Here is a 25,521-nt window from a genome sequence, read left to right as displayed (position 1 = left end):
ATCTGAAACCAAACTAAAATTTCTCAAACAAGTTCATCACGTCATTTTCCGTCAGTTTCGCTTCGCCCTCATGATCGGTACTTAGAATAGACTGTGCCAGTTCTGCTTTATTTTGCTGTAAGGCAAGAATTTTTTCTTCTATGCTTTATTGGTAATCAGCTTATACACAAATACTGGCTTGTCCTGTCCAATCCGCCATGCACGATCTGAAGCTTGATCTTCAGCAGCAGGGTTCCACCATGGATCATAGTGAATGACCGTATCTGCGGCAGTTAGATTCAGACCGACCCCTCCTGCTTTCAGACTGATTAAAAATACTGGCACTTGTCCAGACTGAAATGCTGTAATGACTTCATCTCGCTTTTTGGTCTTTCCAGTCAGCTTCACATAGCCAATTTCTGCGTGATGGAGCTGTTGCTCAATCAGTTCCAACATTGAGGTAAACTGAGAGAAGATCAGAATTTTTCGCCCCTCCTCCACCATTGGAACGACCATATCCATCAACTGTTCAAGTTTGGCAGAGTGTGCCTGCCCGGTTTTCACTGAATCCAGCTTTAGTAAGCTAGGATGGCAGCACACCTGACGTAGCTTCAGTAAGGCATCTAAAATTTGAATTTGACTACGTTTAAAGCCTTTTTCTGCCACAATTTTCTGAATATTTTCCTGCATCGTGGCACGAACAGCCTCATATAACTTGGATTGCTGGTCATTCATATCAATATTGACTTCAATCGTAGTTTTTTCTGGCAATTCTTTGGCTACGTCAGTTTTCAAGCGACGTAAAATGAAGGGCTTAATCCGGTTGACCAGCTTTTGCCTTAACTGCTGATCACCGCGTTTTTCAATCGGATGACGGTACTTTTTATTAAAAATTTCTTGTGAATATAAAAATCCTGGCATCAGGAAATAAAATAGTGCCCACAGTTCACCCAAATGATTTTCCATCGGGGTACCTGTTAGACACAAACGATGTCGTGCTTTTAATTGGCGTACTACCTGTGCAGCTTTGGCACGCGGATTTTTGATATTCTGCGCCTCATCCAAAATGAGTTGATGATATTCATATTGCTTTAGTTGTTCTTCATCTCTCGCTAGAAGCGGATAGGTGGTTAACACAATATCATAGTGCGGAATCTGCTCAAAATTCTGATGGCGGTCGGGCCCCTGTAGCAGCAATACCTTGAGCTCAGGGGTAAATTTCTCCGCTTCTTTGAACCAGTTATGCATCAGCGATGTGGGTGCAACAATTAAGGCGGGACTGTCCTGCAAATATCCAGCCTGCTTTTCCATGAGTAAATGGGCTAAAGTTTGTGCTGTTTTCCCCAAGCCCATATCATCTGCCAGAATCCCGCCATGCTGGGTTTCCCTTAAAAACTGTAACCAGCCTAAGCCCTGCTGCTGGTATGGACGCAACTCCCCCTGAAAACCTTGTGGTGTCGGCAGTTGTTGCTGATAGCCTTGTTTGAATTTCTGTACAAATTGCTGCAGGCGATCACTGACCTGCCATGTCATCCCAAGATTATGCTGCAATTCTAATAATTGACTCGCATCATAGCGATCAATACTGCGCTCTTCTTGCTGTAAAATGCTCTGCAGATGTAACAATACCGGCTTAATATCCCTAGCGGATAGAGCCAAATCAGGTTGATCAACTGCAGTTTTCACGGTGAAAATTTGACTGTCATGCAGATGACTAAAAATCCGTGGATCAAGTAAATCAGGATTTACTCGCACCAAAGCTACGAGCGCATCAAGCAAATTATAAGAATTACCTGCACTGTCTTGAACCGTCGCCCCGATATTGAACCAGTCCTGCTGACCTTCAGATTCAGTGATAGAAATATTTAAATTTTCGACATATTGCAGGTTAAAGGGGCTGTTTTCCAGATGCTCTATCTGCCAGCCCATCAACTCAATTTGATTGATGGGCATGAGCTGTTTGATCCAGTCTCCATAGAAAGCAAAAACCATAGAATCAAGACGTTGTTTATCCAGTTTTAATTGCTGGTCATAACTAAGATCTTTCACCCACTTCAGTGATTCGACCAATAGCTGTAAACGCTGGATTGACTGTTGTTCCTGAACTAAGTCCCGAAGCTGTCGCACCATTTTGCCATGCTGTTCACCAATAAAACTGTCACCTGATGTACCTGCTTTAATTCGCCCACCTGCATAGGAGAATTCAATTTCAGCACAAACAGACTCTTCCCATTTCCAATCAAATTTATCTAAAACACCGAAGCGTAAAATTGGCTGGGGACTACCCTCAAAGACATCAATATGCTGAATAAACTCGGGTTGAGGCAGATTTTTCACATCTGAATATTGATGAGTCAGTTTCTCAAACTCTGGCAAGAGCTTAGCTGGAAGATCAGGCATCTGTAAAAAATGGTAGAGCAGATTTGCCGTATATTCACCATATAACTGGCCCACCGTGTTCTGTTGAATATCCACATAACATGGTGGCTGGCTCGCGAGAATCTGGATATGTGGATTTGATTTTAAATCGAGTCGAATATCGCCATTGACCAATTCAATGTTTAAATGCTCCGTCTGTTTGTTGACACCTTGTTCCCAGATCAATTCGATGTGATAGCCTTGTTCTGACCATTGAAGTGCAGCATAGCTCTTTTTTTGCCAGTACACATCGCCACTTTGAATAAAAGATTTAAAGTGCTCCAATGAAATTCCGGAGATATCAAGATTGCTTTGATAAAAACGCTCGTCGCTGTTTATTTTGGCGTAATAATAAATCTGGTTAAATAATTGTCGTTTTTGTTCAGGTAAAGTCAGATGCTTTCTGGTGATATTTTCATATTGGGTATAATAACTTTCCCCTGCAATTGAGCCGTTTTTATTGCGTCTGGCCTTCTGAACATCAACTGTCAATTTCTTTAAGCTGACCGACTGATCTAGCAGGTAAATTAAATAATTGTTTGTTTTGACAGATTGCTCTGGTTCAGTCTGTTGTAAATACCGTTTAAAATCATTCAACCAACGCTGCGCCTGATCATCCCCCCATCGGCGTTTTGCGATTCCCTGCGGAGATTGAGATTCAGCATAACGCTGTTGAAATTCCTGACGATATTCTTGAAAGAATAACCGCGCTAAAGCAGCAGCATGTTTACAGTTATATCCAACTGGACAAGTGCAGTCATCATCGATTAAACGGTCTTTTTTAAGATTATAGGTAATCGCGGTATCGTAATAATCTGTCCCTTCAATTTGAGCATACATCGTGACATCATCATTTTCCTCAAAGAACTCAATCGTTTCCCTATCAATGTGTTTAGCATAGCTCAGACTGCGATGAAGAGTTGGATTACTAAAGTGAGATAGAAAATTGATCAATGAGGACATGATTACCAGACACTAAAAATGTTTATACAATTATAACGGACAAAGCTGTCATTTTAGAATAGTAGCCGAACTGCTCAACCTGAGCACAAATTCGACTCATTCAATAGGAATATTGTGAGTAAAGACAATCAAATCAGAAAAGTTAAACAGATCATTGAGGTCGAAAATATCCTGATAGAAAGTTCTCATTTCTTCACGACAGTTAACTTTAAACCAAATGGGGTTAAAAGTTTTAGCATTGTTTCTACGGTTGGATTTGCATCTGATCGCTCTAGCTTCTGTAAAGTTTGAAGCGAAATTTTAGTGATCTTGGACATTTCATTTAACGTCAGATGCAACTCTGTTCTAATGAATTTTGCAATGACATGTATCGGCCAATCAGGATTCAGTTGAATCTGTTCTAAGACATATTGTCTTTTTTTAATTTGCTCTATTTGAGAGAGTGGAATAAAACGTTTATCCATAACAAATCTCCTTTAATTGTGCGCAAATCCCTTCAATGCGATATGCACAATTTTCTAGAATTTCATCATCTATCCCAATAGATTTCATCTTGATCAAAAGCCCTTGATACAAAGGTAATTGTTCAGAAAATAGAGATTTTATTTGTTCTAAAGTTAAAGAACTGCATTCTACAATTTGATGAGCAATTGAAGCCCAGTTGTTATCGTCTTTTTCCCATCGAGTAGATCTCGCGATTCCATCAGGATGTAACCACATGGGGGCAAAATCAAATAAAGGCGTTAATCGAATATTGCCATTGTTAAGCCTTTGAAATGCCGTATTACGGGTATGATTATCTTTATTTCCTAAAGCGATATTGGCTAAATCTCTTTTTACATATTCAAGAATTTCTGTTTCTGGATCTGTACAACAATTCATGATAATTTTGCAGACTTCGTTATGAGACATTTTTACTCCGAAGCCCGCTTTTCCACTAAAAGAAGCTAAACTTTCTTGGGCTATTCTTTCAACACGGTTATCAACCACTTGCCGATCAAAACGTGGAATAAATAAAGTTCTTCCATGTAATTCTAGAGGTCTAAACACTCGCAATCCTAAATATGCTGCTATTTGCATATATAAGGGTTCTTGATTCAAAATTTTGTTTAGACGTTGATCCGTTCCTCGGCTAAATTTAACCAACCAGTGCTGTTTAGCCATTTCATCAGGTAACGTATGATCAAGATAAAATAACTCATCATGACCTTGTGTGAGTAATAGTTTTGGCCACTCACCTTGAACACCCGATGATCCAGAGATAAATAGTCCAAAAGATGATAATGACTCAAGAAACTCTTCACTACGTTCGATAATTTCCTGTATTGAAAATCCTTGTACTAACTGATCTGACTGTTGAGTTAAAAGCCATTCATGAGCTTCTTTTATTCTTAAGTTACCAATAGGGTTGCTCGCTCCTACTTTAAGCAATGACCAATCTGCCGACTCTTCTTCATACTCAGGGCGACCAAGTTTTTTTAATAGTTCTTTTCGACCATATCCTTGAGGTAATAGATCAATTAGAAAAGCTGGCCACGTAGGCTCAATATTGCTTTCTAAATTAATCGGATAATGGTTTGAAACAGCATGACCATCTCGTAACCCCATATGTTCAATTGCATAATCCATTGAATAATATGTTCCGCAGCTAGCTTTCCAACCTTTAGCTTTTTCACCTATTACTTCAATAGTGGCACAATCGATCCATTGATTATTCAGAAATATTTGGACAGAGCAAAAATCATTCATAATTCTATTTAAATAGTAAAGTATAGGCAGTTTTGCCTATTATATACTTATTATAGTAGTAAAGTATTATTTTTATCCAAGTGAGTTTTCAAAATTATGCTTCATCCATAATCCATTCTTTAAAAAGAGCATCCTCGATTTCATAAGTACCATTTTCTGGTTTAAAAATAATTTGTTTTTTTGATAAAGAACGTAGGGCCGATTGAATACTTGATACCGCAATGTTATCTACACCAATGGAATCAGCCAGATGTTGTCTAAATTGACTACTATAAAGTTCAACTTGTGATTCCGCTATGGCTTTTAAAATTAGCTGTTCTAATAACTTAAACTCTCCCCATAATCCCGAAAAGTCACGATGCCCCATTGTATCGGCTATAAGCTGTTCCTTGGCAAAATCTATAGCCAGCATTGGGTTTAAGGCTAAACGCTCCACTAATGATCTTGCTAGTTGAGGACTTTGCTTCATATCTAAAAAAGCGTGCCATAAAATTTCTTTATTCAAACTACGTCCTGTTGTCTGATTAAATACATCTGCCAGATAATCTGTAAATGCTTTTGTTAAATTTGGAAAAGGTAAATTCTGTCCATAATGAAAAAATGGAGCACTACTCACAGAAAACATTTGTCTCAGGCCTTCTCGACTTGAACCAGTAAAAATCACCTTTATTGTTTCTTTATGCATATCTAAAGCGGTACGTAAACTGGCAATCGTGGTTTTATATTTTGAACTAGCTAAAGCCTGAATCTCATCAAGTAACAGTAAAATAGGTTTCCCCTGCTGAGCCAGTTTAGTAATGCTAGACAAAATACTGGAATTCACTTGTCCTTGTAGAAGTGTCACTTCAGCTTTTACCTCTGCCACCTCTGTACTTAAAGAACCAATATTTTTAATCCAATGTGTGGCTTTCCCCATTAAGCCATTTTGTTTTGAAAACTCATCAAGAGCTTTTACAAACTGCCCTTCACTATGCAGGCCTGCATCTAAAAAACTGAAATAAAAAACGCGCCATCCAAGCTGTTCTGCTAGGGGCGTAATATCTTTTCGTAAAAATTCAGTTTTTCCCATCCGGCGTGGGGCAAAAAAAGTCAGAGAACTAGCTAGTCCAGTCTCAAACATGCCTAAAATTTGTTTCGCCAGTTCGGTACGTGGAAAGTGCCAAGGGTCATTGGAGATGGTCATCATTTTAATTACTCGGCAATGATTTATTTATTACCATAGATTGTATTAGATTCCATTAGATTGTAAATGTCTAATTAGATTTCTTTAATCTAATAGGATCTAATCAGGCCAATAAAGCACCTTCTTACCGATCAACTGGTTTATTTTATAACTCCATTATTTTGTGGTTTAATAGACATATATGGACATAAGACCCAATATTATGGATTTAAAATTCAGAAAACCTGAAGAAGTTGTTGGATTATTATGTGAGAGGCTTCGTAAAGAACGACTTTATCTGGAAATGACTCAGGCAGATGTTGCTGCACGTGCTGGTATTGGTGTGAATACAGTATCCAATCTGGAAGCAGGTCGAAATGTTTCATTTGAAAATTTAGTACGCGTTGCCATGGTCCTAGGCCGATTACAAGAATTAGAGGAACTCTTCAAACCTCATTTAAACAGTGTAGATGATATTCTTCGCTATGAGAGCAATACGGCTCGCCAACGTATCAAAAGGAAATAAATCCATGCTCAAAAAACTTAATGTTTACTACAATGGATGGGGTGAATATTGGCTTTAGGGTACACTGGTCTCCTCAACAGCAATCACAGGTCGACCATTAATTGCCTTTGAATACAGTGCTGAAGCGATCCGTAAAGGTTTAGAGCTTTCCTCTTACCTACTTCCATTAAAAGGTGACCCATTAAGAAAAAACTTTCCTACACAGCAAATGGGATTACCAAGTCATATATATGATGCATCACCCGATGGCTGGGTGTGCTCCAGAATTTTGGTGGCTATTCAGTCCATCATTACTTACATTCCAACTCTCTAGTTTTCCAACTAGCCCAGGTTATAATAATGGCCACCCAAAATACGATTGATCTATTATGAACACCTCCAATGACCCTTTACACGGCAAAAAACTTGCTGACATTTTGGATGAATTATTGGATTACTACGGTGGCTTTGAAGGTTTAAGTCGTAAAATTGAAATTAGATGTTTTTGCATAGACCCAAGTGTTAAATCATCATTGCGATTCTTGCGTACCACACCATGGGCACGTGAAAAAGTAGAAAGCTTATATTTGTACGTCTTACGCCAAAAGGCAAAACAGAAACCGTAGCCCCAGGCAACACCCCTCTCATTATAAAATTATACCAGTCAGTAAAACACCTTTAGATTAAGCATATGTATGTTGGTTATTATTGTTGATTATCACAATAAATTAGTGACCAAAAATCAAAGTACCCCACCCTACCTTAAATTACACCACACAAAATAAAAACTCTATATAACTGTTATATATAGAGTTTATTAAAATACCAATTATGTTATTTAGTGTATTTTATGTCGGTGACTCTTGCCAAGGTTGGGGTATTATCAGGCGCGCAATTATAGCACTGAGCCACATTTTTCACAAAAAATAACAAGCGCTGATAGGTTCAAAAAAGGAGGATGCAGCAACACTGATCCTCCTCCTTAAAACAAGAGCAACTAGATATAATATTGCGTTCTTTTCTTGGCAAATTTATCCAGTTGTTTTAAAAAGCCTTCGAAATAATCCTTCTCTTTTTCCTCAGTACGATAGCCTGCATAAAGAGTACGACGCAAACCTTCAGGTGCTACGCAGTCCAAACGCCGCGAAGTCACCCAACCCTTCTGTTCATATTCGTTCACCACCCAATCGGGTAATGCCCCAATACCACGCCCACTTGCCACCAGTTGAATCAGCATTTGAGTGAGGTCGGTGGTACGGATCTGTTTCGGCAGAATATTGGCTGGAATAAACAGACGCGACATAATGTCTAAACGGTGCTTATCCACTGGATAGGTCACCAAGGTTTCTTCTGCAAGTTCTTGCACGGTAATGTCTTTGGCACGAACCAAAGGGTGGGTATTGGATAGAACCAAACGCGATTCATACTCAAAAATCGGGAAATACTCCACCCCTTTTAACGCAATCGGGTCGGCCGTAATCAATAAATCAAATTCACCCGTCTGCAATAACTCATGCGGATTGGCCTCAAAACCTGAAGCGAAGTCCAGATCAACATCGGGATACTGTTGGCGATATTGATTTAACAACGGCATTAACCAATCGAAACAGCTATGACACTCTGAGGAAAAAGTAATACGTCCAGTTTGACCATGCACAATACGGGTGATGTCGCTTTGTGCAATTTGTACCTGCGGCAATACTTCATCAGCCAGTTTTAACAAACGCTGTCCCACATTAGAAAAGCTAACGGGACGGCTACGACGGTTCACCACCTCCACCCCAAACCACTGGTCTAACTCACGCAACTGGTGCGACAAAGCTGAAGGCGTTAAGCATAGGTCTCCCGCAGCAGCCACCAATGAGCCATGCTCTCTTAAAGCGGTTAAGGTTTTTAAATGGCGGAGTTCTAACATCTGGCGCGGCCCAATTTTTTAATCTTGATGAATACGGTATAGCTTAACCTATAAAAGTGACATTTGATTATTTTTTCTCACCTTATTTTATACTTAATTAGTTTATTTCACTTTAATATTTATGATCTACAACGAAAATATTCGCCCCATTTACAGAGAATGAAAAAATTTAAGCATTCAAATTCATAATCTTCATGATCCATGCATGAACGCTAATCGAAGTAAGGCTTTGTTTTATAACTATAGGTGCCTTCAAAGCTATCTCTTGGTCATGCGTAGATTGAAGCATAATTCCTTCAGTTTTTGAGAGGTACAACGACCGAATCCAGCCCACCAACCGTACTACTTAATCGTGACCATGCATTGAACTCTTGTGATATATCTACGTTGATATAGCAAAATCATGTGACAGCAAGCAGTATGCTCTTGTACCTGAGTTAAATTCAGTTCAAATATTGAGAACTGATGATTCTGATCTTCTATTCAAATTGAGCTGGCTAAAGCGCTGAAAAAACATAAAGCTCTGGCGAGTAAAACTTCGTATAGCCCTAGCCTCCAGGCTTTTTTATGTTCCACGTGAAGCATTATGTAAGCATCGAATAAAAGTCGCTTGTCTCTCAAACTGGTGCGATGCCAAACAGAACATGTAAAAAACAAAAAAGCTTCCAAAATAGGAAGCTTTTTTAAATCTTAGATTTAACCATCAATAGTGAGCTTTAAAATCTCAGCTTTGGTATAACCCCGTTCTTTTAAAAGATGTTGAATGGCTTTTTTCTCATCTTGATCTTCAAGGAATTTACAGCGTTGGATCAAACGCATATCGGTCTCATACTGAAAGTTATGACGACACTCCAATTCCTTATTGGAAGGCGTAGTAAAAAAATGAAGCACAGCTAGATACTCTCTTTCTTGCTGTTGAAGTGGCCCGCCTTCAACGAATACCTATCTAACACAACTGTTAAACACCCTTTGTGTAAATGATGACGAATCTCGCTCCATTATGCAAGTTTGGGCCTCTCAAATGTTCTCTCTCTACTCATCTACAGCGCTCAAAGCAGATTTTAATCATGAAAATTCATCAGCTCATCCTGAGAATTCTTCATCCAATCGCCGTTGATCCGCTCGTTAGACGTTTTAAACTGTCTGGTTTAAATAGCTAAAAATCATTCAATATGTCGAAGCTCGAACGTCAGAAACTTAGCCTCCCCACAGGTCATGACAAACTGCTCTTACATTCCTGCTGTGCACCTTGCTCAGGTGAAGTCATGGAAACCCTGATTGAATCAGGTATCGATTTTTCCATCTTTTTCTATAACCCCAACATTCACCCTGTAAAGGAATATCTGATTCGCAAAGAAGAAAATATTCGCTTTGCAGAAAAACATCATATTCCATTTATTGACTGTGATTACGACACAGACAACTGGTTTGCACGTGCCAAAGGTATGGAAAATGAACCAGAGAAAGGCATTCGTTGCACCACGTGTTTTGATATGCGTTTTGAACGTACAGCATTATATGCAGCAGAACATGGCTTTAGCCTAATCAGCAGCTCTCTCGGCATTTCCCGTTGGAAGAATATGCAACAGATCAATGAGTGCGGCCACCGTTCTGCTTCACATTATGCAGGCATTCACTACTGGGACTATAACTGGCGCAAGCATGGCGGTGCGTTACGCATGCTGGACATCAGCAAACGTGAAGAATTTTATCAACAAGAGTACTGTGGCTGCGTGTATTCACTGCGGGATAGCAACCGCTGGCGCATGAGCCAAGGCCGCGAACGCATCAAACTCGGACAAAAGTTCTATTCCAATGCCATGGATCAGGACAGCTGATTTTAGCCCGCAGCCTCCACATACCAATTTTTCCAAGAGCTGGTTCCACGCACCGCAATCGACACGGTCGGAATCAGCTTTTCTTTTAATATCTTGGTTTGTCCAACGGCTTTGGCTAAGCGTGCTTTGACTGAATGAATGCATTCACGATCACCAAATTCACAACGGTCTAAGCTGGTTCCACCACAGGGCCCATTGGCCAAGCCTTTGGGGCAAGTTTCTGGGCAAATATACAGAGTCTCGCCTAAACGGCATTGACCGCAACTTTCACAGCCCACCACCGCATGCTTACTCAAATGTTCTGTTTTCAGTAACGCTTGTTTGGCACGCGAGTGATCCCAAACATTGAAATTAAAAATAAACCGCCCCACCCCTTTGGCCAATTTAGATTCAAATAAAGCATCATGCATCAGATGCAGATGTTGGTATTTAATAATCTGACTTGAGGTCGCAGGCCGTGAATAATAAGTCAGCTTCGGATGAAACTCTGTACCGGTTTGCACCTGCCAAAGCGTATTCCAAAGTTGTTCACACTCAGCAAAACTCAAGTGCCGATATTCTTCAATATAACGCTCCAGTAAGCTTTGTTCTTCAGGCTGATTGCAAGCCGATAAATGCACCCCCGCAAAACCCAAATGTCGACACATTAGAATCTGTAATGCGCAGCGCACATAAACGCGATCACTTAAACCCTGTTCTTTTTCCTGTTGCAACACCTGTAACATATGCGGGGTGATCACAATGCCAGCCACTTTATGTTTCAGCATAAACTTGGCCCGTGCCAAGGTCAGTGGCATGACGCAAGCTAAAATTTTCTGAGCATACTGATGCTGCACCAAAAATGCATGTGCATCTTGCAAAGCAGTCATGTCATAGCCCAATTGGGTAATCACATAATCAGCCCCTGCTTTCATCTTTTTATGCAGTTTCAGATATTGCGCCTCTTTTTCCGCTTCAGCATATTTAAACGGATTAAACGCCACACCAATATGAAAACCGCCTTGGCGTTTGGCTTCCATGACAGCATTCACGGACTCCAAATAACGTGTTCGCGGCTTTAGGTCATGGCTATAGTGGTGCTGTTTTAATTTATCGCCTGTTAAAAGCAACAGGTTCTTTTGACCCTGTGTCTTTGCATCTTGCAAAAACTGCTCAAAGTCTTGTATATCCCGTGCCTTCCCTGAAAAGTGAATGACTTTCTCAATCTCTTGTGGATACTGTTTGGCGACTTGCAAAGGCGCTTCATCGTCATCTGCATGCACCCGATCAGCCAGAGTCATAGCCGCAGGAAAACCTGCAAATTGAGTTTTCACAGGCCACTGGGCTTGGTGCGAGCTTAAGTATTCAACCAATACGCAAAATTGTTGCTGTGCAAAATATTGAGCAAGTAGGGACATCACAGAAGAAATAATCCAGAGGATTAAAAAAGAAGAATTATAGTACAAATCAAAAATAGATGACGAATCGTCTGATTATTCACTACGGCAGATTCAATATTTTTTTGACTCGTCCTCTACCTGATGAGTGAGCACAAATATCCACCCCGATCTGATTGATCAGTTGCAGCACCCTGCTCAAAATGAACCTGATGGTCAATTTCAAAAAAAAGGTACTCTAACGCTCAACCACACGCCGCCAATAGCGCAACATTTGTCTAGACCCCTTATTTACTACGCCGATTGACTTATTTTCGATAAGATTGTTTTTTTATGCTTTTCAATTATTTAAAGCCTGAGCACATTTCAGCTTTTTAAAATAAAGGCATCTTTTCAAGCTGGGACTGACTGTGTATAACAATGAACGACTTAAGGAAATAATTCGCACATAGGCAAAAGCCTGAAAAAAGCTTAAACTATGTGCCAATGAAAACAAATGATATGTCGTCTATGGCGACAACGATGAAGGTGAAGGTTGATGCCGCTCAATACCGTTGAAGAGCTAGTTGCAGATATCCGTGCAGGTAAAATGGTTATCCTGATGGATGACGAAGATCGTGAAAATGAAGGTGATTTAGTTATCGCAGCAACCCATGTTCGCGCAGAAGACATCAACTTTATGATCACCCATGCCCGTGGTTTGGTGTGCTTAACGCTCAGCCGTGATCGCTGTAAACAATTGAATCTTCCTTTGATGGTCGATGCCAATGGCGCACAACATGGCACCAACTTCACGCTCTCCATTGAAGCGGCAGAAGGGATTTCTACAGGGATTTCACCTGCGGAACGTGCGCATACCATTCAAACGGCAGTAGCAGCACATGCCAAACCATCAGACATCGTTCAACCAGGTCATATTTTCCCATTGATGGCGCAGCCTGGTGGCGTTCTACACCGCGCAGGTCATACCGAAGCAGGTTGTGATTTATCTCGTCTAGCGGGTTTAGAGCCTGCATCAGTCATCTGTGAAATCATCAATGAAGATGGCACGATGGCGCGTCGTGCCGATCTTGAAATTTTTGCTGAAAAGCATGGTTTAAAAATTGGCACTATCGCGGATCTGATCCACTATCGTATGACCAATGAACAAACGGTTGAACGGATTGATCAGCAAAGTATTGATACCGAATATGGCACTTTTGACTTATATCGTTACCGCGAATTGGGCAACCCAGATATTCACTTGGCTTTGGTGAAAGGTGAACCAAAAGAAGGGGTAACCACCGTTCGTGTTCATGGTTTCAACCCTGTTCGTGACTTGCTTAAGTTCAATAAAAAGGACGGCGAGCCAGCATGGAATCTCGACAAAGCCCTGCAAGAAATCGCAAGCAGCGATCGTGGGGTTTTGGTTTGGATTGGGCAGCGTCATTTACAAGACTTAGGCCCAGCCCTAGACAGCCTTACAGCACCAAAACCAACCAAATCCAATGCTGCTTTATCTCAGCAGTACCAAACCATTGGGGTGGGCGCACAAATTTTACGTGATTTGGGCGTAGAAAAGATGAAGCTTTTGAGCTCACCTTTACGCTTTAATGCACTCTCTGGGTTTAATTTAGAAGTGGTGGAATATATCACCGCACATCAAACAACTTAAAAAATCATCGAGGTTGCTATGGCAATTCGCCGTATTGAAGGTATGTTACATCTCGCTAGCGAAGGCCGTTATGCGATTTTAGTGGGTCGTTTTAATAGTTTTGTTGTCGAACATCTATTAGAAGGTGCAATTGATACATTGAAACGTCATGGTGTATCAGAGGATAATATCACTGTTGTTCATGCACCAGGCGCGTGGGAACTTCCTGTCGTGGCTAAAAAATTAGTGGCGTCTGAACGCTTTGATGCCATCATTGCACTGGGTGCTGTGATTCGTGGTAGCACACCTCACTTCGACTTTGTTGCAGGTGAATGTGCCAAAGGTTTAGGCGTGGTTGGCCTAGAATCTGGTCTTCCAGTGATTAATGGTGTATTGACTACGGATAGTATCGAACAAGCGATTGAACGCTCGGGTACAAAAGCAGGTAATAAAGGCGGCGAAGCTGCTCTTACTGCAATTGAAATGGTTAACTTGTTAAAGGCTATTTAACGCTATGTCGCAAACATTGCAAGCAACTTATGCAGCAAAACGTAAAGCACGTCGCTTTGCTGTACAAGGAATTTACGAATGGCAAATGAGCCACAATCCAGTTCATGAAATTGAAGCACGTACGCGTGTGGAAAATGCCATGCACAAAGTGGATCTGAGCTATTATCATGAATTGTTAACCCAAGTGGTTGCCAATCATGAAGCATTGGATGCGCTCTTAATCCCTGTGCTTGATCGCGAAGTTTCTGCGCTTGACGGCGTGGAACTAGCAACTCTTCGTTTAGGCGCATATGAGCTCAAGGAACACCTTGAAGTCCCATATCGCGTAGTTTTAGATGAAGCGATCGAGCTTGCTAAGCATTTTGGCGGTGCCGACAGCCATAAATACATCAATGGTGTATTAGACCGTTTAGCGACGACTTTACGTGCAGCAGAAAAGCAACAAGCGAACTCACAGTAGTAGATTTGTTGTATGGCTGAGTTTTCGATCATTGATACCTATTTTAATCGTAAGAGCCCTCATTCTGTCGATTTAGGCGTCGGTGACGACTCAGCCTTGCTCACCCCACCACCACAGCAACAATTGGTCATTTGCGCCGATACTCTGGTTGCTGGACGTCACTTCCCGCTTGATACCAGCCCACATGCAATTGGCTGGAAATCTGTCGCAGTCAATTTATCTGATATCGCCGCAATGGGCGCGAAACCTCAGAGTATTTTACTGGCCTTGAGCTTACCCCAAATTGATCATGACTGGCTCAAAGGCTTTAGTCAGGGTTTATATGATTGCTGTGATCAATTTGGAGTGAGTTTAATTGGTGGAGACACCACCCAAAGCCCACATCTCACCATTTCCGTGACTGCACTGGGCTGGGTCGATATCGGTCAAGCCGTCACCCGTTCTGCCGCTCAAGTGGGTGATTTGATTTGTGTCAGTGGTACGGTCGGTGATGCTGCTTTTGCCTTGCAACACTTAGGCCACCCTCTCCAACAACGTTTAGACTACCCTACCCCACGCTGTGAACTAGGTCAGGCACTCAAAGGCTTGGCGCACAGTATGATTGATGTGTCCGATGGCTTAGCACAAGACTTAAGTCATATCTTAAAAGCATCCCATGTGGGCGCGACCCTACAACTTGATCAACTGCCCATCAACACCGCTCTACAAGATTTAACACGAGAACAACAATGGCAATATGCTTTGGCGGGTGGCGATGACTATGAATTATGCTTTACAATAAGTCCGCAGAATTATGAAAAACTTTTGCAACAACAAAACCATAGCAGCATCAGTGTCATTGGAAAAATTGATGCCGAAATTGGTCTGCGTTTTCAACAAAATGGCTTAGACCATTCCTTGCAATTTAATGGATATCAACACTTTGCATAAGCCTCCTATCCTCTTTCGTCAGATGTCTGGGTACGACCGTTTCATCGTATTTTGCGGTGTAGGATTCGGCTCAGGGCTAACACCCAAAGCACCAGGCACGTTCGGTTCTGCCTTTGCGCTGCTGTTCGTCCCGATTTGGCTTGCAATTGGCCTATCGAACACCATTATTGCCATTATCCTCATGTCTCTTATCGGCATTTATATCTGTGGGCATACTGCCAAAGTCATGGGCGTACATGATGATGGACGTATCGTATGGGATGAGTTTGCTGGCCAGTCCATCACCTTTTTACCTGTTCTATATTTAGGGCAAATGAATTGGCTCTGGCTGCTGCTGGGTTTTATTTTATTTCGTATTTTTGATGTGTGGAAACCGTGGCCGATTCGTGTCATTGACCAAAAAGTCGAAGGTGGTTTTGGCATTATGCTCGACGACCTAATTGCAGGACTATGGGCTGCACTTTGTATTTGGATTTATTTTTATTTCACTGTGGCTTAGGCCATTTTTAGGATTAGAACATGTCAACGACTGTTATTATTCTTGCTGCAGGTAAAGGAACACGTATGCGTTCTTCTTTACCCAAAGTACTACAACCACTTGCAGGACGTCCTTTACTCGGTCATGTGATTGAAACAGCAAAAAAAATCCACGCTGAAAACATCATTACGATCTATGGTCACGGTGGCGATCGGGTTCAAGCAGCTTTTGCAGATCAAGACATTAAATGGGTTGAACAAGCAGAACAACTCGGAACAGGTCATGCGGTGCAAATGACACTCCCTGTGCTTCCACAGGAAGGCAGCTCACTGATTTTATCAGGTGATGTGCCTTGCATCTCTCAAAACACACTACAAAAATTACTCAATGCAACAGCCGAGACAGGCATTGGCCTAGTGACTTTAACTTTAGCCGATGCAACTGGTTATGGCCGTATTGTGCGTGAGAATGGTCAGATTCAGGCGATTGTTGAACATAAGGATGCGACCACAGAGCAGCACCAGATTAAAGAAATTAATACAGGTATTTACTGTGTCAGCAATGCCAAATTGCACGAATGGTTACCTAAACTCAGCAATAACAATGCGCAAGGTGAATATTACCTGACTGATATTGTAGCAATGGCCTTAGCTGATGGGATGCAAGTCGCATCGGTTGAGCCTGAACAAGCCTTCGAAGTTGAAGGAGTGAATGATCGTATTCAGCTCGCCGCATTAGAACGTCAATTTCAAACAGATCAAGCCAAAAAGCTGATGCAGCAAGGTGTCCATCTGATTGACCCAAGTCGCTTTGACCTACGTGGCAATTTAAAAGTGGGGCAAGACGTCCGCATCGATATCAATGTGATTGTTGAAGGCGAATGTGAATTCGGCGACCATGTAGAAATTGGTGCAGGTTGTATCATCAAAAATACCAAGATCGCGGCAGGTACAAAAGTTCAGCCGTATAGCATCTTTGATAATGCTATGGTCGGTGAAGATGCGCAGATTGGTCCTTTTGCCCGTTTACGCCCAGGTGCCAAACTGGCGGCTGAAGTGCATATTGGTAACTTCGTTGAAGTCAAAAACACCAGTATTGGCTTCGGTTCAAAAGCCAACCACTTTACCTATTTAGGTGATGCTGAAATTGGTACAGGCTCGAACATTGGTGCTGGGACTATTACCTGTAATTATGATGGTGCAAATAAATTTAAAACCATCATTGGTGATGCTGCATTTATTGGTTCCAACAGCTCATTGGTTGCACCTGTCACCATTGGCAACGGCGCAACCGTCGGTGCAGGTTCAACCATTACCCGTGATGTTGCAGAGAATAGTTTAGCGGTAGAGCGCTCTAAGCAAGTTGCAAAAGAAAACTATCAACGTCCACAAAAGATGAAGAAATAAGAGGATTAGACTATGTGCGGTATTGTCGGTGGCGTTGCAGAACGTAGTATTACCAATATTTTAATTGAAGGTTTAAAGCGCCTTGAATATCGCGGCTATGACTCTGCCGGTTTAGCGCTAGTCAATCAAGGCCAAGTTTTACGCGAAAGACGTGTCGGTAAAGTTTCCAATTTAGAAGAAGCCGTTAATCAATCGGGTATTCTCGGTTCTCTGGGTATTGCGCATACCCGCTGGGCAACCCATGGTAAACCCACTGAAGATAATGCACATCCGCACATTTCTGGCGATGTTGCTGTAGTCCATAACGGTATTATTGAAAACTATCAAGAACTTAAAGATGATCTTGAAGCTTTAGGCTATATATTTACCTCACAGACCGATACCGAAGTGGTCGCTCACTTGGTGAAGGATGCTTTAAAGTCAACTCCAAGCTTGCTAGAAGCTGTGCAACAAGTCGTGCCTCAGCTTAAAGGGGCTTATGCACTAGGTATTGTACATACTGACCATCCCGATGAACTGATTACCGTGCGTGAAGGTTCACCTTTGGTCATTGGAGTCGGTATTGGCGAAAACTTTATCAGTTCAGATCAATTGGCTTTACTACCAATCACCAACCGCTTTATTTACCTCGAAGAAGGTGATATTGCACGTTTAACCCGCAATAGCATCGAAGTCTTTGTCGCTGGACAATTAGTTCAACGTCCTGTGAAAGAGTTAGATGCGACTGTGAGCACCGCATCTAAAGGTGAATATAAGCACTACATGCTCAAAGAAATTTATGAGCAACCCGAAGCGATTCAACAAACCATTTCTCAAGCCTTAAATGGTAATGCACTGCGTGAAGACTTTCTTGCCAATGCTGTTTCCGATTTGTCGAAAATTCAGCAAATCCAAATCATTGCCTGCGGGACCAGCTACCATGCAGGGATGATTGCCAAATATTGGTTTGAACAACTGATTGATCTACCATGCCAAGTGGAAATTGCGAGCGAATTCCGCTATCGCAGCCCTGTCATTGTCAACCACACTCTGTATGTCTGCATTTCACAGTCTGGTGAAACTGCTGATACCTTAGCCGCACTGCGTGATACCCAAAAGCGTGCTGCAGCAAAAGCTGCTGACATCACCACCATGACCATTTGTAATGTCGCAACATCGTCTATGGTGCGTGAGACCAACCATAGCTTACTAACTCTTGCAGGTCCTGAAATTGGTGTTGCATCCACCAAAGCATTTACCACACAGCTTGCGGCACTCATGTTATTGGTCTTAAAAATCGGTACGATCAAAAATAGCATTTCTGTACAACATGTGGCGGAGATTACGGCTGAACTTTGGCATACACCCAAAGTGATTTTAGATACCTTACGTAATGACCCTGAAATTTTACGTTTATCTGAACTTTTCGTAGAGAAGCAGCACTGCTTATTCTTAGGTCGTGGCACGAATTTCCCGATCGCACTCGAAGGGGCATTGAAACTCAAAGAGATTTCATATATCCATGCTGAAGGCTATGCCGCAGGTGAACTTAAACATGGTCCGCTCGCTTTAGTCGACAATGACATGCCTGTGGTCATTCTCGCACCGAAAGATGACATGCTCGATAAACTCAAATCGAATATGGAAGAGGTTCAAGCCCGTGGTGGTGAACTCTTTGTCTTTGCCGATGAAAATAGCGGCATTAAAGCCAAAGACCGTCAGCATGTGGTTTATGTACCAAGCATTAGCCCCATACTCGCTCCTATTGTTTATAGCGTGCCGGTACAACTACTGTCTTATCATGTTGCAGTCCTTCGTGGTACAGATGTCGACCAACCTCGAAACCTCGCTAAATCGGTCACTGTAGAATAATTATTTAAATAAAGGCTGGATATCCAGCCTTTATTCTTTATCTAAATAGAGAATTGCATATGTCGCAACTTACCTGCTTTAAAGCCTATGATATTCGTGGCAAGCTCGGGACAGAGCTAAATGAAGAAATTGCCTATAAAATTGGCCGTGCCTATGGACAAATTTATCAACCCAAAACTGTAGTTATCGGTTGCGATATCCGTCTGACCAGTGAAAGTCTCAAACAAGCCACTATTCAGGGCTTAAATGATGCTGGGGTGGATGTCCTTGATCTTGGTATGACAGGTACAGAAGAGGTTTACTTTGGTGCATTTCATCTCGATGTTCAAGGCGGTATTGAGATTACGGCGAGCCATAACCCCATGGATTACAATGGGATGAAATTGGTTCGAGAACAAGCGCGCCCTATTGGTGCAGATAGTGGTCTGGCAGAAATCCAAGCCTTAGCAGAATCGGGGGCATTTACAGAAGTCACGCAAAAAGGCTCAACCACACCATATAATATTCTGCCTGAGTTTATTGAACACCTTATGGGGTATATTAATCCTGCAAAAATCCGCCCATTAAAATTGGTCGTAAATGCAGGAAATGGCGCCGCAGGTCATGTCATTGATGCGATCGAAGAAAAATTTAAAGCCCTAAATATCCCTGTTGAATTTATTAAAATTCACCATGAAGCCAATGGTCATTTCCCCAATGGCATTCCCAACCCAATTTTAGTTGAAAATCGTGATAGCACACGCGATGCTGTGCTTGAACATCACGCAGATATGGGTATTGCTTGGGATGGTGACTTCGACCGCTGTTTCCTGTTTGATGAAAAAGGCCAATTCATTGAAGGTTATTATATTGTTGGCCTTTTAGCACAAGCCTTCTTACTGAAACAATCAGGCGAAAAAATTGTCCACGACCCACGTCTGATTTGGAACACCTTTGATGTCGTAGAGAAATATCAAGGCATCCCTGTTCAGTCGAAATCAGGGCATTCCTTCATTAAAGACAAAATGCGCGAACACAATGCCGTTTATGGCGGCGAAATGTCTGCACACCATTATTTCCGCGATTTTTCTTATTGCGATAGTGGAATGATTCCATGGTTGTTGGTTGTTTCTGTACTGTCTGAAACTGGACAATCATTGTCCTCATTGGTTGAAGAGATGATCACTAAATTCCCTTGCTCTGGGGAAATCAATTTTAAAGTCGCAGATACTCAAATCACAATTCAAAAGCTTTTTGACCATTTCGCAAATCAAAATCCAAGTATTGACCACACAGATGGCGTAAGTTTAGATTTTGGTGCTTGGCGCTTTAACGTACGTGCTTCAAACACAGAGCCCCTATTACGTTTAAATATTGAAACTCGTTTAGACCAACATCCAAAGCCGATGCAAGACTATGTTGATGAATTGACTCGGTTGATTCAAAATTAATTTCTCGGTTTTAAATATAAAAATAGGCACCTTAAGTGCCTATTTTATTGTGCGGAAAAATCTTATAGAAAATTATGCTTTGTAGCCTGTGGGATTCTGCTTTTGCCAATTCCAACTGTCTGCTAACATATCTTCTAATGTCAATTCAGGTGTCCAGTTTAATTCTCGATTGGCTCTTGAAGCATCTGCATAGAAGCATGCTAAATCACCAGCTCTTCGCTCAACAAACTCGGAATTAACGATAACGCCATTCACTTTTTCAAAAGTCTCTTTAATTTTTAATACTGAAATTGGAATGCCTGTCCCAATATTCCACGCACGACAACCTTTATGCTTCAGTCTATTTTCAACAGCTAAAACATGCGCCTTTGCCAAATCAACCACATGAATAAAGTCTCTTTCACAGGTTCCATCATCAGTTGGGTAATCTTGTCCAAAAATAGACAGTTTTTCTCTGCATCCCACTGCAACCTGTGTCAAATAAGGCATTAAATTGTTTGGAATTCCTTGAGGATCTTCACCAATTTGAGCGCTTTTATGTGCACCCACAGGATTAAAATAGCGCAACAAGGCAATTGACCACTCATCATTTGCCTTTGACAGTTTTTCTAATAACTGTTCTACAATCAATTTGGTATAGCCGTAATTGTTGTTTGGCATCCCCAAAACCATATTTTCTTGATATGGCGGTGAGTTTTCTTCTCCATAAACAGTTGCAGATGAACTGAACACCAAGTTAAAAACGTGTGCACGCTCCATCGCTTGCACTAACTGGATTGAACCTGAAATATTATGATCAAAATAAGTCAGTGGTATTTGCTGGCTTTCACCTACTGCTTTTAACCCTGCAAAATGAATCACTGCATCAATGCGATTGGAAGAAAAAGCTTGATCTAAATCACTTTGATTACGAATATCGCCCTGAATAAACTTAAGCGTTTTTCCAGTTAACTCCTGAACACGTTTTAACGACTCTTCCGAGCTATTAGAAAGGTTATCGAGCACAATCACATCATGTCCAGCTTCAAGGAGTTCAACACAGGTATGTGAACCGATATAACCCGCCCCACCAGTCACTAAAATATTAGCCATCTATTTTTCCTAATAAGATTTTTAATAAACCCTGAGTCGAAACATCTAATGTAGATAGATCTTGTTGATGACCATTTAAAATGGGCAATAACTGATTGGCAATTTCCTTGCCCTTTTCAACACCCCATTGATCGAAAGGGTTAATATTCCAAAGTACGGATTGTACAAATACTTTATGTTCATACATCGCGATAAGCATACCTAAGCTATAAGGATTGAGCTCCTGCATTAAAATAGTTGTACTAGGCTGGTTACCCTCATATTTTTTATATTCAGGCAAAGAGGCTAATTCGCTCTGATCTAGCGCTTGATTGCCAAATGCCAATAAACGTGACTGTGCTAAACAATTTGAAAGTGCCAAATGATGTTGTTCAATTAATGCCTCAGCATTATCCACATAGGTAAACTGATTTGCGTTATAACGTTGTATTGGTGCAATGAAGTCACAACTCACCGAATGTGTCCCTTGATGCAACAGTTGATAAAATGCATGCTGCGCATTGGGTCCCACCTCGCCCCATACAATCGGACAGGTATCCCATTCAACTTTTTCACCATTGCGTTGGATCGACTTACCATTCGATTCCATCTCAAGCTGCTGTAGATAAGATGCAAAGTACTTGAGGCGACCGTCATACGGTAAAACAGCATGGGTTTGAATATCTAAGAAATTATTATTCCAAGCCCCTAAAAGCCCCATCAAGACAGGAATATTCTGCTCAAAAGTGGCATTTTGAAAATGCTGGTCAATGGCATAAGCACCCGCTAAAAACTGCTTAAATCCATTCACTCCAATAGTTAAAGCAATTGGAAGTCCAATACACGACCATAAAGAATAACGACCACCCACCCAATCCCACAATAAAAATTGATTCTCTGGCGCGATCCCCCAAGCAGTCATTTTTTCAGGCTTGGTCGATACGCCAATAAAATGGTGCTTTAAGGTTTGAGCCTCTTGACCTAATGCTTTTTCAAGCCACAGACGTACCGTTTGCGCATTGGAGAGGGTATCAATCGTACCAAATGACTTTGACGAGATAATAAATAATGTGGTTTCTGGACGAAGCTTATGCAGAAGTTCTGAAAGCTGACTTCCATCTATTGTTGAAACAAAATGCAGATTTAAAGGCTTTTGTGTCGATTTTTTAAAATCAGATAAAGCATGGCTGACCATCAGCGGCCCTAAGTCAGACCCCCCCACACCAATATTGACCACATCTTGAATCACTTCACCAGTCGCGCCACGGTATTGGCCCTCGTGAATTTTGTTGACCAATCCATACATTTTTTGCAATTGTTCATGAACCTGATCCGCAATAGCCTGATGCTGTTGATCACATTTTGGTAAACGTAAAGCCCAATGCATGGCTGAGCGCTGTTCAGTATAGTTAATTGCTGTACTTGAGAATAAGTTTTTAATCCAGTTGGTTAAGTCTCGTGTTTGCGCCCACTGTACTAAAGAATCAACTACACTTCGGTCAATACGATGTTTACTAAAATCAAAAATAATCGGCTCTAATACGACAGAGAGCTGCTCAAAACGAGTCGAATCATCTGCAAAAAGATCATTCAGATGATGCTGTTCAAAATGATCTTTCAAGCCCTGCAGTCGGGCAATGGCTGTATTAATATCTTCAACGGGATATGGTTTATTTTGATGCTTCATCGCCCTACTCCCTGATAGGCAAAGCCTTGGGCTTTGACATAGCATGGATCATAAATATTGCGACCATCTAGAATCAGTGGGTGCTGCATTTTTTTGAGTAATTCTGGGTAATTAGGGCTCCAATACTGCTTCCAAGCGGTTAATAAGCACAAAGCATGTGCTCCCTCAACTGCTTCATATTGATCGGTACAGTAAATCAAATCTTCTCGATGCCCATAATGTTTTTCAATTTCGGCCAATGCCTGAGGATCATGCAATTTGACCACCATATTTTGTGCCCAAAGCGCTTTTAACATGGCATGAATTGGAGATTGCTGAATGCGAGACGTGTTTTCTTTAAATGATGCACCCCAAATCGCAATCACCTTACCCGCTAAATCCCCATGATAATAATTCCATAATTTACGAAAGAGAATTTCTTTTTGCTGCTCATTGATATCCCAAACTTGTGCCAATAATTGGCTCTTCGCTCCAGTCCCCGAAACAGTATTTGCTAATGTTAAAACATCATGAGAGAAGTTTTCACCGCCAAAGCCAGCACCTGGATAAAGATATGAAGCCCCGATTCGACTATCCGCCGCCAAGCCTTGACGTACATGCTCAATATCGATACCTAGCTTTTCAGCCACCACAGCTAAATCGTTAATATAACTGATGCGGGTTGCCAACATGCCTGAAACACTAAGTTTAGTAAACTCGGCATCTAAAACGGGCATAAACAAATATTGTTGTTCTCTTGGAAATAAAGGACGAAGTAACTCTCGAATTTTAATTTGACTCGTTGCACTTGAACAACCAACTGTCAGTTGTTTTGCCTGCACGAAGCTTTGTAAAGCATTACCTTCTTGGATTACGTCAGGCAAATACACCCAATCATCGTCCGATAATATTTTTTCAAATTTTTCAGTGCCATGTAACCCTAAAGTCGAGGCATTGATCATCAATTTAGGATGAATAATAGGCCGCTGTTTGAGTTCTTTTAAAATTTCAATGCCTTGTGATTCTTCAGTCGGACTCAGACTAAAAAAGTAAGCATCGATATCGAGAGGAATCGCATTAAAATTGCAGTATTGCAGAAATCCACTTTTTTCTTGCTTATAGAGTAGATTGATCACAGCATCATCTTGGGTATAGGCTTGCTCTGAAGCCGGCCTTTTTAAGATATCGCACCAAAAGACCTGATGTCCACATTCAGCTAGCAATGCCGCCATAACACCTGAATACAGGGTTTGTCCAAATACTGCAACTTTCATAAGAGTTTCCCGCTGATCATTAAAGCTCTTGGATAAGCACTTTAAATGCCTCACCCAAAGTCGGGTGATCAACCCCATAATGTAGAACGGCTTTTAAATAACCCAGTTTACTACCACAATCAAAAGTTTGACCTTTCATACGATAGGCTTCAACTGTATTGGTCTGTTGTAGCATGGCAATTGCATCGGTTAATTGAATCTCATTACCTGCACCTTTCGGTGTTTGTTCTAACAATTGCATAATTTTGGCTGGAAGCACATAACGGCCAACCACAGATAAATTAGAAGGCGCTGAACCCACTGCTGGTTTTTCAACAATACCTTGCATCACTATACTTTGACCTTCATTGGGTACAGAAGCTACATCAACAATACCATACTGATCGACCAAATGGTCAGGCACCGCTTCAACCATAATTTGTGAAGCATGTGTTTCATTGAAACGCTGAATCATTAAGCTCAAATCATTAGTTAGATCAGCATCTTTAACTAGAACATCAGGTAACAGCACAGCAAAATCATCATTTCCCACAATCGACTTTGCACATAAAACTGCATGTCCAAGTCCTAAGGGTTGCGGCTGGCGCACACTGACTACGCTGACATGTGCGGGCAGAATATCCTTAATCTCTTTGAGTAAATCAAATTTTTGCTTCTGCTCAAGTGTCGTCTCTAATTCAAAGTTACGATCAAAATAATTCTCAATCGATGCTTTAGATGAATGTGTGACTAAAATTATTTGCTCAATGCCAGCAGCTACAGCTTCACGTACCACATACTCAATAGCTGGTCGATCAACCACCGTCACCATCTCTTTAGGAATAGATTTACTTGCAGGTAAAAAACGGGTGCCAAGACCCGCCACAGGAAGAATTGCTTTTTTAATTGTCATCACCGATCCAGACAT

Annotated in this window: 21 protein-coding genes and 2 pseudogenes; 12 read left to right on the top strand and 11 right to left on the bottom strand. The window is 41.4% G+C overall.

Features of this window, described 5'->3' with window-relative positions; genetic code table 11:
* Window positions 1–13 precede the first annotated feature (13 nt).
* The 4 genes and pseudogenes from HUK62_RS01465 to HUK62_RS01450 form a co-directional block, all read right to left on the bottom strand.
* Window positions 14–3,360, bottom strand: a pseudogene (locus HUK62_RS01465) (DEAD/DEAH box helicase).
* Between the two features lie 185 nt (window positions 3,361–3,545).
* Window positions 3,546–3,824, bottom strand: a complete 279-nt coding sequence (locus tag HUK62_RS01460; protein WP_151838134.1) for a helix-turn-helix transcriptional regulator — start codon at window positions 3,822–3,824, stop codon at window positions 3,546–3,548.
* Window positions 3,817–5,109 carry a HipA domain-containing protein gene (locus HUK62_RS01455; protein WP_176536896.1) on the bottom strand — a complete coding sequence of 431 codons (1,293 nt, stop codon included), beginning with the start codon at window positions 5,107–5,109 and terminating at the stop codon, window positions 3,817–3,819. The genes HUK62_RS01460 and HUK62_RS01455 overlap by 8 nt, the downstream gene beginning before the upstream one ends.
* 94 nt (window positions 5,110–5,203) lie before the next feature.
* Window positions 5,204–6,295, bottom strand: coding sequence for an ATP-binding protein (locus HUK62_RS01450; protein ID WP_176536895.1), 1,092 nt, complete (start codon window positions 6,293–6,295; stop codon window positions 5,204–5,206).
* A 199-nt stretch (window positions 6,296–6,494) separates the two neighbouring features.
* Between HUK62_RS01450 and HUK62_RS01445 the strand changes: the two genes are divergently transcribed.
* The 3 genes and pseudogenes from HUK62_RS01445 (at window position 6,495) to HUK62_RS01435 (ending at window position 7,402) form a co-directional block, all read left to right on the top strand.
* The gene (locus HUK62_RS01445; RefSeq protein WP_139850597.1) at window positions 6,495–6,797 is read left to right on the top strand and encodes a helix-turn-helix transcriptional regulator; all 303 of its coding nucleotides are present in this window, start codon (window positions 6,495–6,497) and stop codon (window positions 6,795–6,797) included.
* Between the two features lie 64 nt (window positions 6,798–6,861).
* A pseudogene (locus HUK62_RS01440) lies at window positions 6,862–7,050 on the top strand (type II toxin-antitoxin system HipA family toxin); the annotation flags it as partial.
* Window positions 7,051–7,165: 115 nt separating this feature from the next.
* Window positions 7,166–7,402, top strand: coding sequence for a VF530 family protein (locus HUK62_RS01435; protein WP_002058193.1), 237 nt, complete (start codon window positions 7,166–7,168; stop codon window positions 7,400–7,402).
* Window positions 7,403–7,773: 371 nt separating this feature from the next.
* Here the strand turns inward: HUK62_RS01435 and HUK62_RS01430 are convergent, their stop codons facing one another.
* Complete coding sequence (locus tag HUK62_RS01430) at window positions 7,774–8,691, bottom strand: LysR family transcriptional regulator (protein ID WP_004684302.1); 918 nt, start codon at window positions 8,689–8,691, stop codon at window positions 7,774–7,776.
* A 696-nt stretch (window positions 8,692–9,387) separates the two neighbouring features.
* On the bottom strand, window positions 9,388–9,582 hold the full coding sequence (locus HUK62_RS01425) for a hypothetical protein (protein WP_176536744.1): 195 nt from the start codon (window positions 9,580–9,582) through the stop codon (window positions 9,388–9,390).
* 281 nt (window positions 9,583–9,863) lie between these two features.
* Between HUK62_RS01425 and HUK62_RS01420 the strand changes: the two genes are divergently transcribed.
* Window positions 9,864–10,529 carry an epoxyqueuosine reductase QueH gene (locus tag HUK62_RS01420; RefSeq protein ID WP_176536894.1) on the top strand — a complete coding sequence of 222 codons (666 nt, stop codon included), beginning with the start codon at window positions 9,864–9,866 and terminating at the stop codon, window positions 10,527–10,529.
* A 2-nt stretch (window positions 10,530–10,531) separates the two neighbouring features.
* Here HUK62_RS01420 and HUK62_RS01415 read toward each other — a convergent pair whose 3' ends face one another.
* Window positions 10,532–11,926 (bottom strand): methylenetetrahydrofolate reductase C-terminal domain-containing protein, encoded by a 1,395-nt coding sequence (locus HUK62_RS01415; RefSeq protein ID WP_176538425.1) that lies wholly within the window; start codon window positions 11,924–11,926, stop codon window positions 10,532–10,534.
* A 517-nt stretch (window positions 11,927–12,443) separates the two neighbouring features.
* Between HUK62_RS01415 and ribBA the strand changes: the two genes are divergently transcribed.
* The 8 genes from ribBA to HUK62_RS01375 are packed head-to-tail and all read left to right on the top strand — an operon-like array spanning window position 12,444 to window position 20,603.
* Window positions 12,444–13,559: a bifunctional 3,4-dihydroxy-2-butanone-4-phosphate synthase/GTP cyclohydrolase II gene (gene ribBA / locus HUK62_RS01410; RefSeq protein ID WP_058868641.1), complete on the top strand. Its 1,116-nt coding sequence runs from the start codon at window positions 12,444–12,446 to the stop codon at window positions 13,557–13,559.
* An 18-nt stretch (window positions 13,560–13,577) separates the two neighbouring features.
* The gene (gene ribE, locus HUK62_RS01405; RefSeq protein ID WP_004684294.1) at window positions 13,578–14,048 is read left to right on the top strand and encodes a 6,7-dimethyl-8-ribityllumazine synthase; all 471 of its coding nucleotides are present in this window, start codon (window positions 13,578–13,580) and stop codon (window positions 14,046–14,048) included.
* Between the two features lie 4 nt (window positions 14,049–14,052).
* Complete coding sequence (gene nusB / locus HUK62_RS01400; RefSeq protein WP_004684291.1) at window positions 14,053–14,508, top strand: transcription antitermination factor NusB; 456 nt, start codon at window positions 14,053–14,055, stop codon at window positions 14,506–14,508.
* A gap of 12 nt (window positions 14,509–14,520) precedes the next feature.
* On the top strand, window positions 14,521–15,438 hold the full coding sequence (thiL, locus tag HUK62_RS01395) for a thiamine-phosphate kinase (RefSeq protein WP_176536893.1): 918 nt from the start codon (window positions 14,521–14,523) through the stop codon (window positions 15,436–15,438).
* The gene (locus tag HUK62_RS01390; RefSeq protein WP_125274156.1) at window positions 15,416–15,937 is read left to right on the top strand and encodes a phosphatidylglycerophosphatase A; all 522 of its coding nucleotides are present in this window, start codon (window positions 15,416–15,418) and stop codon (window positions 15,935–15,937) included. The genes thiL and HUK62_RS01390 overlap by 23 nt, the downstream gene beginning before the upstream one ends.
* Window positions 15,938–15,957: 20 nt before the next feature.
* Window positions 15,958–17,322 (top strand): bifunctional UDP-N-acetylglucosamine diphosphorylase/glucosamine-1-phosphate N-acetyltransferase GlmU, encoded by a 1,365-nt coding sequence (glmU, locus tag HUK62_RS01385; protein WP_176536892.1) that lies wholly within the window; start codon window positions 15,958–15,960, stop codon window positions 17,320–17,322.
* Between the two features lie 12 nt (window positions 17,323–17,334).
* A complete protein-coding gene (gene glmS, locus HUK62_RS01380; RefSeq protein WP_176536891.1) occupies window positions 17,335–19,173 on the top strand; it encodes a glutamine--fructose-6-phosphate transaminase (isomerizing) in 1,839 nt (612 codons plus the stop codon).
* A gap of 59 nt (window positions 19,174–19,232) precedes the next feature.
* Window positions 19,233–20,603 carry a phosphomannomutase CpsG gene (locus HUK62_RS01375; protein WP_176536890.1) on the top strand — a complete coding sequence of 457 codons (1,371 nt, stop codon included), beginning with the start codon at window positions 19,233–19,235 and terminating at the stop codon, window positions 20,601–20,603.
* A gap of 72 nt (window positions 20,604–20,675) precedes the next feature.
* On the opposite strand, the gene galE is transcribed toward HUK62_RS01375, so the two are convergent.
* From galE to galU, 4 genes are read right to left on the bottom strand one after another with little or no spacing between them, the layout of a single operon-like run.
* The gene (gene galE, locus HUK62_RS01370; RefSeq protein ID WP_063454453.1) at window positions 20,676–21,695 is read right to left on the bottom strand and encodes a UDP-glucose 4-epimerase GalE; all 1,020 of its coding nucleotides are present in this window, start codon (window positions 21,693–21,695) and stop codon (window positions 20,676–20,678) included.
* Entirely contained in the window at window positions 21,688–23,361 is a 1,674-nt protein-coding gene (pgi, locus tag HUK62_RS01365) for a glucose-6-phosphate isomerase (RefSeq protein ID WP_176536889.1), read from the bottom strand. The genes galE and pgi overlap by 8 nt, the downstream gene beginning before the upstream one ends.
* On the bottom strand, window positions 23,358–24,614 hold the full coding sequence (locus HUK62_RS01360; RefSeq protein WP_176536888.1) for a UDP-glucose/GDP-mannose dehydrogenase family protein: 1,257 nt from the start codon (window positions 24,612–24,614) through the stop codon (window positions 23,358–23,360). Before HUK62_RS01360 ends, pgi begins: the two co-directional genes overlap by 4 nt.
* 19 nt (window positions 24,615–24,633) lie before the next feature.
* On the bottom strand, window positions 24,634–25,506 hold the full coding sequence (galU, locus tag HUK62_RS01355; RefSeq protein WP_176536887.1) for a UTP--glucose-1-phosphate uridylyltransferase GalU: 873 nt from the start codon (window positions 25,504–25,506) through the stop codon (window positions 24,634–24,636).
* Window positions 25,507–25,521 lie beyond the last annotated feature (15 nt).

The organism is Acinetobacter sp. NEB 394 (assembly GCF_013374795.1).
In the GTDB taxonomy this organism is placed as follows: domain Bacteria; phylum Pseudomonadota; class Gammaproteobacteria; order Pseudomonadales; family Moraxellaceae; genus Acinetobacter; species Acinetobacter johnsonii.
This window is presented reverse-complemented; position numbering and strand designations above follow the sequence as displayed.

What these genes read in the sequence shown, in the direction of transcription:
- nusB (WP_004684291.1), top strand. Translation starts at nt 14,053, where the DNA reads ATGTCGCAAACATTGCAAGCAACTTATGCAGCAAAACGTAAAGCACGT.
- pgi (WP_176536889.1), bottom strand. Translation starts at nt 23,361, where the DNA reads ATGAAGCATCAAAATAAACCATATCCCGTTGAAGATATTAATACAGCC.
- HUK62_RS01390 (WP_125274156.1), top strand. Translation starts at nt 15,416, where the DNA reads ATGGATATCAACACTTTGCATAAGCCTCCTATCCTCTTTCGTCAGATG.
- HUK62_RS01375 (WP_176536890.1), top strand. Translation starts at nt 19,233, where the DNA reads ATGTCGCAACTTACCTGCTTTAAAGCCTATGATATTCGTGGCAAGCTC.
- HUK62_RS01445 (WP_139850597.1), top strand. Translation starts at nt 6,495, where the DNA reads ATGGATTTAAAATTCAGAAAACCTGAAGAAGTTGTTGGATTATTATGT.
- glmU (WP_176536892.1), top strand. Translation starts at nt 15,958, where the DNA reads ATGTCAACGACTGTTATTATTCTTGCTGCAGGTAAAGGAACACGTATG.
- HUK62_RS01420 (WP_176536894.1), top strand. Translation starts at nt 9,864, where the DNA reads ATGTCGAAGCTCGAACGTCAGAAACTTAGCCTCCCCACAGGTCATGAC.
- HUK62_RS01450 (WP_176536895.1), bottom strand. Translation starts at nt 6,295, where the DNA reads ATGATGACCATCTCCAATGACCCTTGGCACTTTCCACGTACCGAACTG.
- HUK62_RS01360 (WP_176536888.1), bottom strand. Translation starts at nt 24,614, where the DNA reads ATGAAAGTTGCAGTATTTGGACAAACCCTGTATTCAGGTGTTATGGCG.
- galU (WP_176536887.1), bottom strand. Translation starts at nt 25,506, where the DNA reads ATGACAATTAAAAAAGCAATTCTTCCTGTGGCGGGTCTTGGCACCCGT.
- HUK62_RS01435 (WP_002058193.1), top strand. Translation starts at nt 7,166, where the DNA reads ATGAACACCTCCAATGACCCTTTACACGGCAAAAAACTTGCTGACATT.
- HUK62_RS01455 (WP_176536896.1), bottom strand. Translation starts at nt 5,109, where the DNA reads ATGAATGATTTTTGCTCTGTCCAAATATTTCTGAATAATCAATGGATC.
- ribBA (WP_058868641.1), top strand. Translation starts at nt 12,444, where the DNA reads ATGCCGCTCAATACCGTTGAAGAGCTAGTTGCAGATATCCGTGCAGGT.
- HUK62_RS01460 (WP_151838134.1), bottom strand. Translation starts at nt 3,824, where the DNA reads ATGGATAAACGTTTTATTCCACTCTCTCAAATAGAGCAAATTAAAAAA.
- glmS (WP_176536891.1), top strand. Translation starts at nt 17,335, where the DNA reads ATGTGCGGTATTGTCGGTGGCGTTGCAGAACGTAGTATTACCAATATT.
- HUK62_RS01415 (WP_176538425.1), bottom strand. Translation starts at nt 11,926, where the DNA reads ATGTCCCTACTTGCTCAATATTTTGCACAGCAACAATTTTGCGTATTG.
- ribE (WP_004684294.1), top strand. Translation starts at nt 13,578, where the DNA reads ATGGCAATTCGCCGTATTGAAGGTATGTTACATCTCGCTAGCGAAGGC.
- thiL (WP_176536893.1), top strand. Translation starts at nt 14,521, where the DNA reads ATGGCTGAGTTTTCGATCATTGATACCTATTTTAATCGTAAGAGCCCT.
- HUK62_RS01430 (WP_004684302.1), bottom strand. Translation starts at nt 8,691, where the DNA reads ATGTTAGAACTCCGCCATTTAAAAACCTTAACCGCTTTAAGAGAGCAT.
- galE (WP_063454453.1), bottom strand. Translation starts at nt 21,695, where the DNA reads ATGGCTAATATTTTAGTGACTGGTGGGGCGGGTTATATCGGTTCACAT.